The sequence below is a fragment of the Shewanella sp. MMG014 genome, assembly GCF_018100775.1.
GTDB lineage: Bacteria > Pseudomonadota > Gammaproteobacteria > Enterobacterales > Shewanellaceae > Shewanella > Shewanella japonica.
In genome coordinates, this window is record NZ_JAGJDZ010000005.1 from 1 (window position 1) to 19,725 (window position 19,725).

General features: G+C 42.5%; 15 protein-coding genes. 1 reads left to right on the forward strand and 14 read right to left on the reverse strand.

Annotation, left to right across the window (positions count from 1 at the left end; all coding sequences use genetic code 11):
- Positions 1-252: 252 nt before the first annotated feature.
- Together secA and J8L86_RS09235 are read right to left on the reverse strand one after the other, a co-directional pair.
- Positions 253-2,973 carry a preprotein translocase subunit SecA gene (gene secA, locus J8L86_RS09230; protein ID WP_065110082.1) on the reverse strand — a complete coding sequence of 907 codons (2,721 nt, stop codon included), beginning with the start codon at positions 2,971-2,973 and terminating at the stop codon, positions 253-255.
- Between the two features lie 58 nt (positions 2,974-3,031).
- A complete protein-coding gene (locus J8L86_RS09235; protein ID WP_211029988.1) occupies positions 3,032-3,931 on the reverse strand; it encodes a M23 family metallopeptidase in 900 nt (299 codons plus the stop codon).
- 27 nt (positions 3,932-3,958) lie between these two features.
- Between J8L86_RS09235 and J8L86_RS09240 the strand changes: the two genes are divergently transcribed.
- Positions 3,959-4,411: a DciA family protein gene (locus J8L86_RS09240; RefSeq protein ID WP_055025294.1), complete on the forward strand. Its 453-nt coding sequence runs from the start codon at positions 3,959-3,961 to the stop codon at positions 4,409-4,411.
- A 4-nt stretch (positions 4,412-4,415) separates the two neighbouring features.
- On the opposite strand, the gene lpxC is transcribed toward J8L86_RS09240, so the two are convergent.
- From lpxC to J8L86_RS09300, 12 genes are all read right to left on the reverse strand, one after another.
- Positions 4,416-5,336, reverse strand: coding sequence for a UDP-3-O-acyl-N-acetylglucosamine deacetylase (gene lpxC / locus J8L86_RS09245; RefSeq protein ID WP_055025201.1), 921 nt, complete (start codon positions 5,334-5,336; stop codon positions 4,416-4,418).
- A 206-nt stretch (positions 5,337-5,542) separates the two neighbouring features.
- Positions 5,543-6,724 carry a cell division protein FtsZ gene (gene ftsZ / locus J8L86_RS09250; RefSeq protein ID WP_055025202.1) on the reverse strand — a complete coding sequence of 394 codons (1,182 nt, stop codon included), beginning with the start codon at positions 6,722-6,724 and terminating at the stop codon, positions 5,543-5,545.
- A gap of 26 nt (positions 6,725-6,750) precedes the next feature.
- Entirely contained in the window at positions 6,751-7,986 is a 1,236-nt protein-coding gene (ftsA, locus tag J8L86_RS09255) for a cell division protein FtsA (protein WP_055025203.1), read from the reverse strand.
- A complete protein-coding gene (locus J8L86_RS09260; protein ID WP_055025295.1) occupies positions 7,987-8,715 on the reverse strand; it encodes a cell division protein FtsQ/DivIB in 729 nt (242 codons plus the stop codon).
- A 151-nt stretch (positions 8,716-8,866) separates the two neighbouring features.
- Entirely contained in the window at positions 8,867-10,330 is a 1,464-nt protein-coding gene (gene murC, locus J8L86_RS09265; RefSeq protein ID WP_065110083.1) for a UDP-N-acetylmuramate--L-alanine ligase, read from the reverse strand.
- A gap of 1 nt (position 10,331) precedes the next feature.
- The gene (gene murG / locus J8L86_RS09270) at positions 10,332-11,420 is read right to left on the reverse strand and encodes an undecaprenyldiphospho-muramoylpentapeptide beta-N-acetylglucosaminyltransferase (RefSeq protein WP_055025296.1); all 1,089 of its coding nucleotides are present in this window, start codon (positions 11,418-11,420) and stop codon (positions 10,332-10,334) included.
- A gap of 8 nt (positions 11,421-11,428) precedes the next feature.
- On the reverse strand, positions 11,429-12,643 hold the full coding sequence (gene ftsW / locus J8L86_RS09275; protein WP_055025205.1) for a cell division protein FtsW: 1,215 nt from the start codon (positions 12,641-12,643) through the stop codon (positions 11,429-11,431).
- On the reverse strand, positions 12,630-13,955 hold the full coding sequence (gene murD / locus J8L86_RS09280; RefSeq protein ID WP_119968218.1) for a UDP-N-acetylmuramoyl-L-alanine--D-glutamate ligase: 1,326 nt from the start codon (positions 13,953-13,955) through the stop codon (positions 12,630-12,632). The genes ftsW and murD overlap by 14 nt, the downstream gene beginning before the upstream one ends.
- Before the next feature lie 6 nt (positions 13,956-13,961).
- A complete protein-coding gene (mraY, locus tag J8L86_RS09285; protein WP_055025207.1) occupies positions 13,962-15,044 on the reverse strand; it encodes a phospho-N-acetylmuramoyl-pentapeptide-transferase in 1,083 nt (360 codons plus the stop codon).
- The gene (murF, locus tag J8L86_RS09290) at positions 15,045-16,418 is read right to left on the reverse strand and encodes a UDP-N-acetylmuramoyl-tripeptide--D-alanyl-D-alanine ligase (protein ID WP_065110085.1); all 1,374 of its coding nucleotides are present in this window, start codon (positions 16,416-16,418) and stop codon (positions 15,045-15,047) included.
- Positions 16,415-17,992, reverse strand: a complete 1,578-nt coding sequence (gene murE / locus J8L86_RS09295) for a UDP-N-acetylmuramoyl-L-alanyl-D-glutamate--2,6-diaminopimelate ligase (protein ID WP_211030268.1) — start codon at positions 17,990-17,992, stop codon at positions 16,415-16,417. The genes murF and murE overlap by 4 nt, the downstream gene beginning before the upstream one ends.
- Complete coding sequence (locus J8L86_RS09300) at positions 17,989-19,725, reverse strand: penicillin-binding transpeptidase domain-containing protein (RefSeq protein ID WP_055025210.1); 1,737 nt, start codon at positions 19,723-19,725, stop codon at positions 17,989-17,991. Before J8L86_RS09300 ends, murE begins: the two co-directional genes overlap by 4 nt.

Here is a 19,725-nt window from a genome sequence, read left to right on the forward strand (position 1 = left end):
CTACACCATGCTATTGCGTGGTTTGCCGTGTCAGTGGATGCGCATTATAGGGAGATTATGAAACCGTGCAAGGGCTTTTTGCAAAAAAATATGATTTTTTTGCATGTTTTTCATTAGCCACAAGCTACACACTATTTACCCCCATAGTTATCCACAAATACAAGAAGAATGGTGTTTTTTCAGCCTAAAATCAGGATATAAAAAAAGCAGCTATTAATAGCTGCTTTTTAGTTCTATATAAAGAAAGCGTGTTTAGCTTAATTTACCGTGACATTGTTTGTACTTCTTACCAGAACCACAAGGGCAAGGATCATTGCGACCAACTTTCTCACCATCACGGATTACCGTTCTTGGCATCGCCGCTTCTGCTTCACTGTTGTCAGTTAACGCTTCTGAAGCAGCGTGTTGATAATCACGTTGGATCTTAGCTTCTTCTTCACGGCGACGCTGTTCCATTTCATCAACATCAGACTGTGCTTGTACCTGAACTTTTGAAAGGACACTAATCACATCTTGTTTGAGTGACTCAAGCATTTGCTGGAACAATTCAAACGATTCACGTTTATATTCTTGCTTAGGGTTCTTTTGAGCATAACCACGTAAGTGGATACCTTGACGTAAATGATCCATTGCCGCTAAATGCTCTTTCCACAAACCATCAAGAGTTTGCAGCATTACCGCTTTTTCAAATTGACGAAGCACTTGTGAGCCAACCATTTCTTCTTTGGCTTTGTATGCATCGCTCCAACTGTTGACGATACGCTCACGTAAAGTTTCTTCATGAAGATCATCTTCAGTATCTAACCAGTGTTGGATTGTCAGTTTTAAACCATATTCTTGTTCTAATCGTTGCTCTAAGCCTGGAACATCCCAAAGCTCTTCAACAGATTGTTGCGGAATATATTGATCAATCACACTGCTTACTACATCTTGTTCGATATTTGAAATCGTATCTTCGATACTTTCTGCATCCATTAACTCATTACGTTGTGAGTAAACGACTTGACGTTGGTCATTAGCAACATCGTCATATTCAAGTAATTGCTTACGAATATCGAAGTTACGTGCTTCTACTTTGCGTTGTGCATTTTCAATAGCACGTGATACCCAAGGATGTTCGATGGCTTCGCCTTCTTCCATACCTAGTTTTTTCATCATGCCCGTTACTTTATCTGATGCAAAGATACGCATTAAGCTATCTTCCATTGATAAGTAGAAGCGTGAAGAACCTGCATCACCTTGACGACCAGCACGACCACGTAATTGGTTATCAATACGACGAGATTCGTGACGTTCTGTACCTAAGATGTGTAAACCGCCAGCAGCGATTACTGCATCATGACGAACTTGCCATTCAGCTTTAATTTTAGCAATTTGATCATCTGTAGGGTTCTTTAATGCATCAACTTGAACCTTCCAGTTACCACCTAAGACGATATCGGTACCACGACCTGCCATATTAGTAGCAATAGTTACCGTGCCTGAACTACCCGCATCTGCAACAATCTGTGCTTCTTTTTCATGAAACTTCGCATTCAATACTGAGTGCGGGATCTTAGCTTGCTTTAATAGCGTTGCTAATAATTCAGATTGCTCAATTGATACTGTACCAACTAGTACTGGCTGACCACGCTCACGACAACCTTTAATGTCATCAATAATTGCGTTGTACTTTTCAGCAGCTGTTAAGTACACCAAGTCAGCCATATCATTACGAATCATTGGCTTGTTCGTCGGAACGACAACCGTATCTAGCCCGTAGATATGTTGGAATTCAAATGCTTCAGTATCAGCTGTACCTGTCATACCGGCTAACTTCTCGTATTGACGGAAGTAATTTTGGAATGTGATAGATGCTAATGTCTGGTTTTCATTCTGAATATTAACACCTTCTTTAGCTTCTACAGCTTGGTGTAAACCTTCAGACCAACGACGTCCTGGCATTGTACGACCAGTATGTTCATCAACAATAACAACTTCGCCGTCTTTAACAATGTAATCGACATCACGCTCGAACAAAGTGTGTGCACGAAGCGCTGCGTTTACATGATGCAGCAACGAGATGTTAGCTGCTGAATAAAGTGAATCACCTTCAGCCAATACACCCAGCTCGATAAGTAAAGTTTCTACTTTCTCTTGACCACGTTCTGTAAAGTGAACTTGCTTAGCCTTTTCATCAATACTGAAATCACCTTCACCAATTTCATCTTCAGTATCTTCTTTTTCTTGAACGATAAGATTAGGAATAAGTGTATTAACTTTTATGTACAACTCAGAGCTATTTTCAGCTGCGCCTGAAATAATCAATGGCGTACGAGCTTCATCAATTAAGATTGAGTCGACTTCATCAATTAGGGCGTAATGTAATGGACGCTGAACACGTTCTTGAGGCGAAAATGCCATGTTGTCACGAAGGTAATCAAAACCAAACTCGTTGTTAGTACCGTAAGTAATATCTGAGTTATACGCTTCTTTTTTCTCGACTTGACCTAAACCTGCCACGTTAATGCCAACAGTTAAACCTAAGAATTCAAATAAAGGTCGGTTATTTTCTGCATCACGTGCTGCTAGGTAATCATTCACGGTAATAACGTGAACACCTTTACCTGTAATGCCATTTAAATAAGCAGGCAAGGTCGCGGTTAATGTTTTACCTTCACCTGTTCTCATTTCAGCAATACGGTTACTATCTAGCACCATACCACCTAATAACTGCACATCGAAGTGACGCATTTCGAATACACGTTTAGAGGCTTCACGCACTGTTGCGAATGCTTCAGCCATAATTGCGTCTAACGTTTCGCCATTTTCAATACGCTGACGGAACTCGTCCGTTTTTGCTTTTAATTCTTCATCAGTCAGCTTTTCATATTCAGCTTCTAATGCATTAATTTTAGTTACAACTTTACCAAGGCCTTTCAAGGTACGGTCGTTACGACTGCCGAATACTTTTGTCAGTAATTTGCCTAACATCTTAATCACTTATCTCTTGTAGGTTGAGCTCAATTGAGCGACTTAACCGAAAATGTTATTAACTAGCCTTGCGATAAACGAACTTTCTAGGATCGATTTGTTGTCCGTTTCGCAATACTTCGTAATGCACGTGGGGACCGGTTGAACGGCCTGTGCTACCCATACTGGCAATTTTATCGCCTTTGGCAACGACGTCACCTACGTTTACTGACATAGATTTATTGTGTCCATAGCGGGTTCGAAGACCATTTCCATGATCAATTTCGACAAGCCCACCATAACCAAGCATATTTCCTGACCATGTCACCACGCCTGCAGCAGTCGCGATAACATCGCCTCCTTCTTTACCCGCAAAATCAATGCCTTTATGCATTGTTCTACGACCATTAAAAGGGTCATTTCGTAAACCGTAGGGCGAAGATAACCAACCTTTGACAATTGGTCGCCCTGATATATAACGTTCTTTATCTATATGGAGATTAGTTGACACAGTTTCAAGTAGTGCTAACTGAACATTATTATTATCAATTCTGGATGCCAGCTGCGACATATCGTCTAGCAGTTGGTTTAATTCAACACCTGCACCGATTTCACTTAACCCACCAACACCAACGTCAGCAGTAAAATCAAATTGATCTTCAAGTAAATTATTTTCGGCGACTTGCTGGCCTAATGCCTCTAAACGAGTCACATTAGCTTGCATGCGTGCGACGTGAGCAACTAATGTACTTAGTTGAGTTTCAGTCGCTTTTTTGAGGTCTAGAACTTGTTGTTTTTGCTGTTCACGCAACTTTTGATTTTCATCAACTTTCGTCTGCTGTACAGCAAAGCGATCAGCATTTTGCTGGTAAAGACCAGTTCCTGCTGCCACTAATAGGATAGGTAGAAGCAACCAACGTTTGCTAGGATGCCAACGTGTTACTCCATTTCGACCTTGAATAAAAACTGTTACACTCATAGCCTAACTCAGCCATCTTATTATCATATGAAAAAGCCCCCTCAAGATCTCAGTAGATTACTACATCAATCGGGAACATTACCGGAACTAGCTGAAAAAGCAGAGCTATTAAACCAGCTAAATACTTACGTAAAGCAGAGTTTAAATGGTCCTGTTAGTGAGCAGCTAAAAGTCGCTAATCTTCGTCAGGGTGTTCTTGTTATTGAAACTACTTCGGCTGCATGGGCTGCTAGAATAAATTTCCAAAAGACCAAACTACTGCAACAACTTCAGGAAGAGACGCTTCCAATGCTTACCGCAATAGAGGTTAAAGTCAACCCAGGGTTAGCAATAACACCAAGTAAAGCACCAACTAATTACGCAAAAATCAGCCCTGTCGCTGCAGAGCATCTGCAAACATTGGCTGATCACGTTGAAGGGTCTCTTGGTGAAAAACTAAAACGGCTGGCTGCATTAGCCAGCCGTAATAGGCAATCTTAACTCTTTACGCTAAAGATACAGCGCCCGGCACCATAAAGCTAAGTGGTACATCAACTTCATTTTCAAAGCTGACTAACTCCCAAGCTTCTTGTTGTGCCAGTAATGCTCTTACCAATTGATTGTTTAGAGCATGACCAGTTTTATACGCACAGAACTCACCAACAATGGCATGTCCTGCTACATATAAGTCACCGAACGCATCAAGAATCTTATGCTTAACAAATTCGTCTTCATATCGCAGACCATCAGGGTTAAGAACACGATACTCATCAAGCACTACAGCATTTTCCATGCTGCCACCTAACGCTAAATTGTTAGCTCTTAGGTATTCAATATCTTGCATAAAGCCAAACGTTCTTGCTCGGCTAATATCTTTAACAAACGCAGATGTTGAAAAATCCATCACCATGTGTTGCTGACTACGCGAAATTTCTGGGTGATTGAAGTCAATTTTGAAATCAACTCTAAAACCTTTAAATGGTTTTAATTCAGCCCATTTATCTCCATCTTCAACACGAATGGTTTGATTGATCTTAATGTATTTTTTAGCGGCTGCTTGTTCTTTAATACCTGCACTTTGCAGTAAAAAAACAAACGGGCTTGCACTGCCATCCATAATCGGGATTTCAGGAGCATCAACTTCGATAACAGCGTTATCTATGCCAAGGCCTGCAAGCGCTGCGAATAAATGTTCAATAGTCGAAATGCGAACACCTTCGTCATTAACCAATGCCGTACACATTGTTGTTTCACGAACAAGATTTGCCTTAGCAGGAATTTCCACTGCAGGCGTTAAATCTGTACGTCTTAGTACGATACCAGTGTTAACAGGTGCGGGCATAATGCACAGAGTTACCTTGTTGCCGGAATGCAATCCGACACCAGTACTCTTCACCATTTTTTGAACAGTTCTTTGAAAAATCATTCAGTTACCCGTTTTAATCACTTATTAATAAACATTATTGCACTGCTTTTACTGAGTTTACCCAGTAAGCTGAGGCGATATACTACCATAAAATTGTCTTTTCACAAAAAAGACTCCTTTACTGTGTTTTTCTACGCCTCTACTTACACAAGTAACATTTTATCAACATCTTAGCGTTTTTAGATTTTCAGTTTTACTTTCAACAATTAATCAGCTTGCTTACGTAAAAATGCTGGAATATCTAAGTAATCACCGTCAGCACGCGTTGCAGGTTGCGCCGCAGGTTGCTGTGCTGGAACCGCATTTCCAGTAGGCGCTACATAGCTAGCGGCTGGTACTGGCTCTTCTGCTGGTTCAACTTTAGGCTCAATAACCGGTGCAGGCTCTGGACGAGCAACAGGCTTAGTCACTAATTGAATATCAGGCTTTTTCTCTGCGCCGATTCCTGTAGCAACAACTGTTACACGTAACTCTTCGCTCATTTCTGGATCAATAACTGCACCAACAACCACTGTCGCATTATCAGAAGCGTATGCTTTTACGTGGTTACCCACAGTCTCAAGCTCTTCAATACTGATATCCATACCGGCTGTAATGTTGACCAATACGCCACGGGCGCCAGCTAGATCAATATCTTCTAGTAAAGGACTTGCAACAGCAGCTTCTGCAGCTTCTTCTGCACGATCATCACCAGTGGCAACACCTGTGCCCATCATGGCATTACCCATTTCTGACATCACGGTTTTCACATCGGCGAAATCCACGTTAATTAGACCAGGACGCGTAATTAGTTCAGCAATACCTTGCACTGCGCCTAATAAAACATTGTTTGCCGCAGCGAAAGCGTCTAGCAATGACGTTCCACGGCCCAAGACTTTCAACAATTTCTCATTCGGAATTGTGATCAATGAGTCAACATGTTTTGCAAGCTCCGCAATGCCTTGATCAGCAAACGTCATGCGCTTTTTGCCTTCAAACGGAAACGGCTTGGTAACTACCGCTACTGTTAAAATGCCTTCTTCGCGAGCGATTTCTGCAACGACTGGTGCAGCACCAGTACCCGTTCCGCCACCCATACCTGCAGCAATGAAGACCATGTCAGAGCCTTTAATCGCAGCGCGGATGTTTTCTTTATCTTCAACTGCAGCTTGGCGACCCACATCAGGGTTCGCTCCAGCACCTAATCCTTTAGTGACATCACGTCCTAATTGAATTGTTGAGCCAGCGCCTGATTTGCGTAATGCCTGAGCATCCGTATTCGTTACAATAAACTCAACACCTTCGATGCTGTGTTTAACCATATGTTCGACAGCGTTTCCGCCGCCACCACCGACGCCGATGACCTTAATCACCGCCTCGTCATTATGAGTGTCCATGATCTCAAACATTGTCTGATCTCCGTTTGCCTGCGTTATTAAAATTCACCCTTAAACCAGCTTTTGACCCGATTCAAAAGACTGGTAACCCCTTGACGCTCAGGACGTTCGAACTGACGTTCGATAACGCGTCTGGCGCCATAATGAAGCAAACCTATTCCTGTTGAGTAAATAGGTTGATCAACATATTCATTTAAGCCTTTCACTGGTAGCGGTGACGCTACCCTAACTGGCATGCCGAAAGTTGCTTCAGCAATATCAACAGCACCTGTAATAGAAGCTGTTCCGCCCGTTAATACAATCCCTGCAGCAATTTGATCTTCTAAACCGCTGTCAGTTAATTCTTTTAATACCAATTCAAATAATTCTTGGTATCTTGGTTCTACGACTTCAGCCAACGTATGACGAGACATACTGCGTGAAGGACGACCACCCACTGATGGAACTTCAATACTGTCTTCACGGCTCACCATTGAACTTCGTGCACTAGCAAATTGCACTTTAATTTGCTCGGCATGAGTTAATGGCGTTCTAAAAATTTTCGCAATATCACTCGTTACTTGGTTACCGGCTACAGAAATCACAGCACAATGTCGTAATGCACCATTGGTATAAACCGCGATATCAGTCGTTCCGCCACCAATATCGACAATACATACACCCAAATCTTTTTCGTCATTAGTTAAAACAGAATCAGCGGAAGCAATACCTGAAAAAACTAAGTCATCTACTGTTAAGCCGCAACGCTCAACACTCTTGGTGATGTTCTTTGCCATGTCGTTTGCACAAGTCACAATATGGGCTTTTGCTTCCATGCGCATACCTGACATGCCAATTGGGCTCTTAATACCATCTTGCACATCGATAGAATATTCTTGCGGTAACACATGTAAGATCCTTCTCTCTGTTGGGATCTTAACTGAGCGAGCGGTGTGAATCACATTGTCCACATCTTCTTGCGTTACTTCTTCATCATTAATTGACACCATGCCATTTTCATTTTGGCAGGCGATGTGCTTGCCTGAAATGCTTAAATAGACTGATGATACTTGGCAGTCAGCCATTAGTTCAGCTTGGTCAAGTGCACGTTGAACACTTTTTACAATAGAGTCCAAATCATTCACACCACCTTTATCCATGCCACGTGAAGGATGGTTACCTAAACCGACCACACTTATCTCACCATCGGGTAGCACTTCACCAATGATCACTGCGACTTTAGACGTGCCAATGTCTAAGCCTACGATAAGATTTCTTTCCTGATTCTTGGTCATTTAGTGTCGACTCTCTGTGTTAGTATCGTCCCAGCCAACGGCAACACCCGTGTCATAGCGTAAATCAATGGTTGCTATTGGCTTGTCATTTTTTGTTATTTCAGGATAAACATTTATAAATCTTTGTATTCTCGACATCTTATCTTCTCGACCTAATTCAAGAAGGATGCCGTTATCCAATGTCGCATGCCATGCATGCCGTGGGCTTAAACTTAAACTCGCAAGCTTAAAACCATTAATACTCAATAAATCAGCCAATTGCTGATAACTCGTTAACACTTCAGAAGACATGTCTTCTGGGCCAGAAAGCATTGGTAATGCTGCGATACTTTCATGTGATTGCGCAATAAACACATCACCATGAACATTAAGCCAATCATCACCATTCCAGTGTGCTACGGCCTGTTGCTCTTGTAATGTCACCTTCAATTTTGCCGGCCATTCACGTCTCACTGACGCATGATGTACCCAAGGTAATGCTTCTAGCGCTAGCTGCACTTCAACCACATCAGCACTAAAAAAACTGCGCTGCATTAATGCTTGTAATGCAGCTTGAATCTCTGCATCTGTGGTATAAATTCGCTCACCTTTAATCGCTACAGCATCAATAGGCAATGCATCTGCATCGTTCAATAATACATTCAGCTTTAAGCCAGCCCACACGATAGTCAGCAGCACTGTCAGTAAAAACAGTAATCCGGTATATAAGTACCAATTGACTTGACTCAAATGGCCTTTTAATTGGCGAGCTTTATCACTCCACGCCACGATTACTGTAACTCCCAACTGTATCTGGTCACTTTCATTTGGCAATTCACCATTATATCTAGCATGCTGACTGTATTAAAGCTTCTATTTACAAACAGTTATCGTTCAATAATCAATCAACACTTTCTTTGTTCGACTCATCAAAACCTAAATTAGATGATGCAAGCATTTTGGATAGTGCACCAATATTACCAGCGCCTTGAGTCAGCAATAAGTCGCCCTCTTGTAAAACGTCAGGCAATACATCAGCAAGTAACTCAGGCGATGCGACAAATATTGGATCAACTTGCCCACGCAATCTGATTGAGCGACATAATGCTCTGCCGTCTGCTCCAGGGATGGCACTTTCACCCGCTGCGTATACATCAAGTAACAGCAAGCCATCAACTTGAGATAATACTTCAACGAAATCTTCGTACAAATCACGGGTACGACTATATCGATGTGGCTGATATGCCATCACTAAGCGCTTATCAGGCCAACCAGCTCTAGCCGCCTTGATCGTTGCAAGTACCTCACTTGGGTGATGACCATAATCATCAACCAACATCACCTTACCGTTTGCTGTATCAAACTCACCTAAATGCTGAAAGCGTCTTCCGATCCCTTCAAATTCTGCAAGTGCTGCAACAATAGCTTCGTCATCGATATCATCTTCAGTAGCAACTGCAATCGCTGCCAGTGCATTCAACACATTGTGCTCGCCAGGAAGGTTTAACACTATAGCTAAATCTTCACGACCCGTTCGGCGTACGTTAAATTGCGACTGATGGCCAACTTGCTTGAAATCCAATGCTTGTACATCAGCAATATCACTAAAACCATATGTCACGACTTGTCTACCGACTCTTGGCATGATTTCTTGAATGACTTCATCATCAATACACATCACAGCAACACCATAGAACGGCAAGTTATGTAAAAAGTCGACAAAGGTCGTCTTTAGCTTCTCAAAATCACCACCATAAGTGTCCATATGATCAGCTTCAATGTTTGTAATAACACTGACCATAGGCTGTAAATGCAAAAAGCTTGCATCACTTTCATCGGCTTCTGCTATCAAATAACGACTTGTCCCTAAACGTGCATTGGTTCCTGCACTATTGAGCAATCCACCAATAACAAATGTTGGATCACGTTCAGCTTGACCGTAAACACTGGCAATCAAGCTTGTCGTCGTTGTTTTACCATGGGTGCCAGCAATTGCAACGCCATGACGGTAACGCATTAATTCAGCCAACATCTCAGCACGACGGACAATCGGAATACGGCGCTCTTTTGCTGCAATGATTTCAGGGTTTTGCTTATCAATTGCCGTTGAAACGACCACAACATCAACATCTGTAACGCTTGCAGCCTGATGGCCAATGATGATTTTTGCCCCTAAACTTTCTAGCCTTTCAGTCACACTATTAACAGCAATATCTGAGCCGCTGATCTGATAGCCTTCATTTACTAATACTTCAGCTATCCCACCCATGCCTGCACCACCTATTCCGACAAAGTGGATTTTCTTAATCCGTCTCATCTCAGGGATCATGCTACGTAATTGGGCGTACTTTTCTGTTTTTGTCATTTCAATCCTTTCGTGCTAATTCAGCACAAATACCTGCAACACGTTGGGTGGCATCTAAAACAGCAACGCTTCTTGCTTGCTGAGCCATCTCTAATACAACATGCCTTTTTTCAGCGAAAAGAGTTAACTTCTCAGCTAAATTATCTGCGTTTACTATGGTTTGCGGCAATAAAATTGCCGCACCAGCCTCTACTAATACTGAAGCATTGATAGTTTGATGATCGTCTACAGCATGAGGGTAAGGCACTAAAATACTTGCCCGTCCTACAGCGGCTAATTCAGATACTGTTAATGCACCTGAACGACAAACAACAACATCTGCCCAGCGATATGCGGCTTCCATGTCATCGATAAATTCTGCCACATTGACATTGGCTGCTTGGCCTTTGTCCTGATAGTGACTATTAACAGTAGGTTGGTTTCCTTTACCTACTTGATGCCACACGGTAATTGAATGCTGTTGACTTAATTGCCCAACCACATCCGGCATGACATCGTTAAATATTTTTGCGCCTAAACTGCCACCAACAACTAACACCTTTAAGGCTTCGTCATCACATACTTTCTCTTTTTGACCGAGCTCTATTAACTCTTGTCTAATTGGATTACCAACGACTTCTGCATTGGTTGCCGGTAAAAAGGTATTCGGAAATGCACAAAGTACCTTGTTAGCAATGCGAGATAACAACTTATTAGTCATGCCCGGAATTGCATTTTGCTCATGTAATACTAAAGGCACGCCTGCCAATTTTGCCGCCACACCACCTGGGCCACTGGCAAAACCACCCATGCCTAAAATCACGTCTGGCTGATATTCATTAATGAACGCTTTAGCCTGTAATATTGAACGTATAATTTTAAATGGTGCAGCCAATTTTCTTACTATTCCATTTCCTCGCACACCTTTGATATCAATAAACTCAATATCGAATCCATGTTGAGGAACCAGCCTTGCTTCCATTCTGTCAGCCGTACCTAACCAGCGTACTTGCCAACCTTTTTTGGCTAATTCTTTTGCAACTGCTAACGCCGGGAATACATGTCCGCCCGTGCCGCCAGCCATCACCAATAATTTAGGTGCATCAGTCATATTAGGGCTCACTTTTTTACTCTCCCTTGCACCGCTTGCGTTAAACTTAACCGCCGTTCATGATCAATTCGTATCAGTAACATTACCGCTGCCGTCATGACCCATAAACTACTACCGCCATAACTAATAAAGGGCAGCGTCAGACCTTTAGTGGGCAACATACCAATACTGGCCCCCACATTGACCACTGTCTGAAAACAAATCCATATACCTATGCCATATGCTAAATAACTCTCGAATGGGCGCTGAATACTCAAACACAAATTACCTAATCGGATCGCTCTAAACGATACAAAAAACAGCACAGTTAATACGCAAACAATACCAACAAAACCAAGTTCTTCACCAATAACAGCAAAGATAAAATCTGTATGTGCCTCAGGTAAATACGACAGTTTTTGAATACTGTTACCCAAACCTTGCCCAAAAATATCACCACGACCATAAGCCATCAGTGACTGAGTTAGCTGGTAACCACTCCCAAAGGGATCTTCCCATGGGTCTAAAAATGACGTCACCCGTCGCATTCGATAAGGCTCAAATACCACTAAAAAAACAAACATGGCGATACCGAGAAATATCAGTACCAAAAAGTCCATGATTCGTGCTCCTGCCAAAAATAACAGGCTGACAGTACAGACGAAAAGTACGACGACAGTACCTAAATCTGGTTGAGCAAGAATCAAAAAAGCAAACAGTAAAAAGACAAAAATAGGTTTATAGAACCCCTTACTGTTTTCTCTTAACTCACCATGACGGCGAACTAAATACCCCGCCATGTAAATAATAAAAACAAACTTGGCTATCTCAGCGACCTGTATTCTCACTGGCCCAATCGCTAACCAGCGGGTAGCCCCATTTACAGTGGTTCCCACCACTAATACCGCTACCAGTAATAGCAACACCAACAACACTAAATATGCGCTGTAACGCTCCCAAAACTTCAGCTCAATATTGAGTACGGCATAAGCGATCACACCACATCCCATTAAATACGCTACGTGGCGATATATAAAATGAAACGGGTTCTCTGTCAGTTTCTGCGCTTCAGGCATAGACGCTGACATCACCATCACAAAGCCAAATGTAATTAACCCTGCAACAGCTAAAAATAAACTACGGTCATAAAGCTGATCACTGGGTGTAGTTTCAGACAGAATGTTTGCCCAAGGCCTTTTTAGGACTTGTTGGAATAAGCTAAGTTGTTGCTCACCCCTCGCCATCTTCAATCTGCTCCACTAATTGTTTAAAGTGATCACCTCTATCCATGAAGTTCTTGTACATATCAGTACTTGCACAAGCTGGCGAAAGTAGCACGATATCACCAGAAAAAGTGATCTCAACAGCTTTCGCGACGGCCTCTTCCAAGTTATTCACTTCAATACTGTCAGCTTTTAACTGCGCAATTTTGCTTCCGTCTTTGCCAAAGGTAATCACTTGAGTAACATTGGTCAGTGATTTTTCAAGCTCTTTAAAATCTGCACCTTTGCCTTCACCGCCAGCAATTAAAATGAGGTCGCCCAAGTGATCGCTTAGTCCGTTTAAGGCTGCAACCGTAGCACCAACATTGGTGGCTTTTGAGTCATTAATGTAAGTGACACCTTGTTTCAACCCGACTAATTCACAACGGTGCGCAAGCCCACTGAAATGTGAGGCAATCTCGATCATCACATTCTTATCAATACCGCAGGCATCAGCCAATGCCATCGCCGCCAGTAAATTTGCCTGATTGTGGCTACCAATTAAGCTCACCTCATGCAAATTCATAATCTCACTTTCACCATGCAAGATTTTGCCGTCAGCTAAGCCCCATTCGTCACCTTCAGGTACACTTAAACCAAACGTATTTTGGTTTGTTGGCTCATCTGGGTACGTTAACTCATCATCACGATTAAACATCACGAAGCGGCTTTGCTGATATAAGCGCAGCTTAGCGGCGCGATATGAATGAATATCGTGATATCTGTCCATATGATCTTCACTGATATTCAAACAAGTCGCTGCAATGCATTGCAAGCTATGGGTTGTTTCTAGCTGAAAGCTTGATAGCTCTAGTACAAAGAACTCAGCATCTGTAGCCAGTAAATCCAAAACAGGAATACCAATATTGCCACCAACTGCGACTTTTTTACCTGCAGCATTGAGCATGTCATACACTAAGGTAGTCACTGTTGTTTTACCGTTTGAACCAGTAATAGCGACAACACAAGGCGGTCTATCTGCTATTGCTTGAGCGAATAGCTCAACATCACCTATAACCTCAATTCCCATATCCATAGCAGCACGGATTTCAGGCGTGTCGATAGGAATACCCGGACTCACAATAATTTGCTTAGCTTGCACTAAGTATCGGCAAACAAAGCCACCGGTTAATAACTCAACATCAGGAAACTCCTGCGCTAACGTATCTTGACCTGGTGGTGTACGCCTACTATCCATCACCAATGGTGTAATGCCTTGAGACATCAAATAACGAACCACAGATAACCCTGTCGCCCCAAGTCCCAAAACAATATGTGAATAGCTTGATTGCATTGCTAACTACCTTAACTTAAGGGTTGCCAGTCCTAGCATGACTAGGAACAATGAAATAATCCAAAAGCGAACGATCACTCTTGGCTCTGGCCAACCTTTTAATTCGTAATGATGGTGAATTGGCGCCATTCTGAATATACGTTGTCCGCGCAATTTGTATGAACCAACTTGTAAAATCACCGACACAGTTTCCATCACGAAAACACCGCCCATGATCACCAATAACACTTCTTGTCGCACTAAGACCGCAATAGCACCTAAGCCTGCGCCTAGCGCTAACGAGCCAACGTCGCCCATAAAAACTTGTGCAGGGTATGTGTTAAACCATAAAAAACCTAAACCTGCTCCAACAATGGCCGTACATACAATCACCAGCTCACCCGCATCGGGTAAATGTGGAATATGTAAATAATTAGCAAATTGCGCGTGGCCAGATAAGTAAGCAATCAGTGCAAAAGCGCCTGCTACCATCACTGTTGGCATGATTGCTAAACCATCAAGTCCATCTGTTAAGTTAACGGCATTACTCGCCCCAACAATCGTGAAGTACACCAACACGATATAAAGCAGACCAAGTTGCGGCATTACATCTTTAAAAAACGGGACAACTAATTGCGTTTCACCAGGAATTGATGCCGAGCTATACAAATAAAACGCGACTACCAAGGCTGCGATAGATTGCGAAGCATATTTCCAACGTGCAATAAGACCTTTGGAATCCTTTTTAACTACTTTTAAATAGTCATCAAGAAAGCCAATACCGCCAAATGTTCCAAGTACAAATAACATGACAATGACGTATCGATTCGATAGGTCACCCCAAAGTAAAACACTGACAAAAATACCAGCAAGTATCAGTAAACCACCCATTGTAGGTGTTCCACGCTTACTAAAATGTGATTCAGGGCCATCATTTCTGACAACTTGACCAATTTGCATCAACTGCAATCGCTCAATCAGTTTCGGACCAAACCATAAACTAAAGATAAGACCTGTCATCAGGCCAAGAATGGCTCTAAAAGTCACATATGAAAAAACATTAAACCCACTGTAAAACTGGGTTAAATACTCAGCTAAATAAGCCAGCATCTAAACAAACTCCCCACGCCTATTGGCTTCTAACAACTCTTCGACTACAGTTTCCATCGCTGCACTTCGAGAACCTTTTACTAAAATGGTTACCTCACCAGGTAACTGATTTATTTTTTCAATTAACGCTTTTGCTAAGGATTTATTATCCTCATAATGCTCGCTTCCAAACGCTTTACTTGTTGATTCAGTCAGTTGACCACAACAAAACAAGGCATCGATGTCAGCTTTTTTGGCCTGTTTACCAACTTCCGCATGCAAAAGGGCGCTATTGTCACCTAATTCACCTAAATCTCCCAGCACTAAACACTGAAAACCTCGAGTTTGTTTAAGCCAATTCATTGCGGCATCGACAGAAGTTGGGTTAGCGTTATAACTATCATCAACTAATAATACTCTGCCTAAGTTATGCGGCACCATTCTCCCTTTCACTGGTGACAACAGGCTGAGCCCTGTCACAATGTCAGAAACGGGGATGTTAAGCGCAATACAAATAGCGGTAGCAGCTAAAGCATTACTGACTTGGTGCAAGCCTGCTAATGGAAGATGTACAAGGTGTGATTTTCCAAGGTACTCTAAGCTAAATTGATAACATCCGCTGTTATCAGCGACGATATCTAACGCCTTAATATCAGCTTCATTCTCTGCTGATATCGAAAACTTAAGTTGCGTAAATTCGGCAGTTTTATCCATCATAAATGGTGAGAATTGATCGTCAGCATTTATGATTGCTACGCCATCTTTTTGCAAATGATTGAAGATTTCAGACTTGGCCTTAGCAACACCTTCAATCGAGCCAAAACCTTCAAGGTGAGCACGGCCAACATTATTGACTAACGCCACCTGAGGCGTCACTAAAGATGAAGTATAATTAATTTCACCCAGATGATTTGCCCCTAACTCAAACACACCAAATTCATGTTGATGCTCTAATCTGAGTAAGGTTAACGGCACACCAATTTCATTATTAAAATTTCCCGCAGTGTAAAGCACGTTATGGTGCTGCGATAAAATCGTCGCAACCATTTCTTTCACAGTCGTTTTACCATTTGACCCAGTTAATGCTACCGCAATTGGCGACACTTGTTGACGAACATACGCACCGATAGCGCCCATTGCCTTTTGCGTGTTACTCACAATTAATTGAGGTACATTAACAGCAAGTTCATGCTCGACTAATAACGCTTGCGCACCATTTTCAATCGCGGTTGGCGCAAATTGATGCCCATCAAAACGCAGGCCTTTTAATGCAACAAATAAACTGCTTTCAGCCATTTTACGGCTATCGCTTGTGACATCATTAATTTCTATGTCAGCGCCGACTAACGTGGCATTTAACTCACGTGCTAAGTCGGATAATTGAATAGGGATCATAGGCGCCCCTTTTGTTCGCTAACACTGGTCATAGTGTCACAGCCCGTTAATTGCATAGCTAGCGCACGCTCATCATAATCAATTCTTTTACCCGACACTTCTTGATAAGTCTCATGCCCCTTACCTGCTAGCAAAACAAGGTCACCTGCTTTCGCTAATTTAGCGACTTTCTTAATGGCTGTGATCCTGTCAATTTCTGTCAAAGCAAGCTCGGGCTTATTTAGACCAGCGACAACATCATTGATAATGGTCATAGGGTCTTCACTACGCGCATTATCACTTGTCACCATGACCTTATCTGCGTAATGCTCAGCCGCTTGAGCCATTAATGGTCGCTTACCTTTATCTCTATCACCACCGCAACCAAAAACACACCACAAAGTACCATGACAATGGATTCTTAATGCTTTTAACGCTTGCTCAATAGCATCTGGTGTATGAGCGTAATCAACGACCAAAGTTGGACCATCTTGCTGATTAAAGCGCTCCATACGACCCGCTACTGGGGTGAGCAATGGCACAAGCCCCAATAACTCATTCATTGAGTCACGATTAGGGCTAGATTGCTGTAAGAAAAGCGCGCTTATTGCTGCAACAAGATTTGATAAGTTAAAATCACCAAGCAGTGGCGATGTTAACTTGGCTTTAATTAATTCTGATTGCTGATCATTGACATTTGAAGGGTAATAAAAGTCGCAACTAACACCTGCATCATTAAACTGCATATTATCCGTATAAAACCGCGCTAATTGCTGCGTTTCAATATCTTGTGAAGTCACAGGTGCTTTTGTACTAAAGCCAAACATAGTTTGGGAATCGAATTCAGCATACCATTGCGATCCAACGGCATCGTCTAAGTTGAGTAAACCATGCTTAACACATGGAAATGTGAATAAACGCTTTTTGGCTGCGCCGTACGCATCCATGTCACCATGATAATCTAAATGGTCACGGCTAAGATTAGTAAACACTGCCGTATCAAAAGGAACGGCCTCCACTCGGCCTTGTACCAGCCCATGACTAGATACTTCAATGGCACACGCTGACACATTTTGCTGCTGAAAAGCACTAATTTGCTCAATTATCGTTATCGCATCAGCCGTGGTATTACCGCTATCAACTAACTGTCCCCACACACCGTTGCCTAGTGTCCCCATCACCGCAGCTTTTTGCTGTTTGAGGGTAACAAGCTGAGCAATTAGCTGACTAACTGATGTTTTACCATTTGTTCCAGTTACGCCAATAATTGACATTGCTTGCCCTTGAACCGGGTAAAGCTGTGCTGCGACTGCCGATAACTGACGACTTAACTGAAAAAAGTAGACTAATACTGCACCAGTATCATGAAGTTCAACTTTGCCATGTTCATCCGGATTATCGGTATGAATAAGCGCACCTATCGCACCAGAGTCTATGGATTTATCAATAAATTGACGTCCATCAACTTGATAGCCTGGTAATGCAACAAACAAACTGCCTGGGTTAATGTGACGACTATCTAATGTCATCGAGGCCACGATCTCACGACCGGCATAATGAAACCAAGGAGCAAGCAAATCACTAAGAAGCATTATTCAGCCCTCCTAGCAATGGCAGCTAATTCCACTTTTTCTTTCTCATTCAATGGCTCTACGTTGAGCATCTGTAATGCTCCAGACATGATTTTTGCAAATGCTGGGCCTGCAACATCACCACCATGGTAACGATCGCCTTTTGGCTCGTTAACCACGATAGATATCGCTAAGCGAGGGTTATGAACTGGCGCGACACCAGCAAATAGCGACACATAATCATCACCATAACCACCAGCAATTGATTTACGACTGGTTCCTGTTTTACCTGCAATTGGATAACCATCAATATGCGCCTGGGTCGCAGTGCCACCCTTTTCAGTCACACCCAGCATCATTTCCATGACATCTTTGGCTGTTTGCTCAGAAATAACCTGCTCACCACGAGGGGCTTGCTTGAGTTTTAATACCGAAACAGGATAAAGCACACCGCCGCTTCCTAGGGTGGCATACATTCGTGCCAACTGTAGTGGCGTAGCGGTTAAGCCGTAACCATATGAAAGAGTGGCTCTTTCAAAATCAGACCAGCGGCGACGATCATGAATCAATCCGGCACTTTCACCCGCCAGATTAATGCCAGAATAATTACCTAACCCCATTGACTGGTATGTACCCAATAACTCTTGCACTGGCATAGATAGCGATACCTTACTGATACCTACGTTACTGGATTTCACTAAGATTTTATCTAAAGTCATGTCGCCATAATTAATCGGGTCACGTACCTGACGACCACCCACTCGCATCCAGCCCGGTGAGGTTTTAATTAAATCATTACGTTCAATTGTGCCAGCCTCTAATGCTGCAGCAACCACAAACGGTTTTACTGTTGAACCAGGCTCAAACGTATCGGTTAATGCACGGTTACGCATTCGATACGATTGTAGGTTTTCTCTAGAATTAGGATTGTAAGAAGGTGTATTCACCATCGCTAACACTTCACCAGTATGAACATCAAGCACCACCACTGAACCTGACGTTGCTTGGTTAATTTCTGTTGTGCGTTTTAATTCACGGTAAGCAAGTTGCTGAATTCGCTGGTCAATACTCAACACTAAATCATTTGAGCTTTCACCCTCTTCAACAATATCTAGACGTTGGACGACTTTACCATCTCGAGATTTACGTACTTTTTGTTTAGATGGCGTGCCTGTAAGCCAGCTATCGTAAGCATTTTCAATACCTTCAATGCCGACATCATCAATATTCGTCAGGCCAACTAACTGCGCTGCAGTTTCACCAGCAGGATAGTAACGACGAGATTCGGATTTTAAATAAATACCAGCAATTTTTAGCTGCTTAATATATTCAGCAACTGCAGGAGTCACTTGACGTTTTAAATAGATAAAGCGGCGTTTAGGATCTCGCTGCACTTTGCCTACAATGCTTTCAACAGGTAAATGCAATACATCTGCAAGGGCTTGCCAGCGGCGCATGTCTTTAAATGCTTCTTTGTCGTGCGACACTTTAGGGTCGGCCCACACTGCACGCACAGGCACACTCACCGCAAGCATTTCGCCGTTACGGTCAGTGATTAAGCCACGTTGTACTTGGTTACTGCTGGTACGAAGGGTTCGCATATCACTTTCGTGACGCAATTTATCTGGTTCAATAATCTGAATGTAAGCCGCTCGAGCAATCAAGGCCGTAAATAAAAGCAAAACAAAGCCTACCACTACGAATAATCGCCATGGAATTAACTCTGGATTTAACTTACGTTTTGCTTGTCTGCTCAT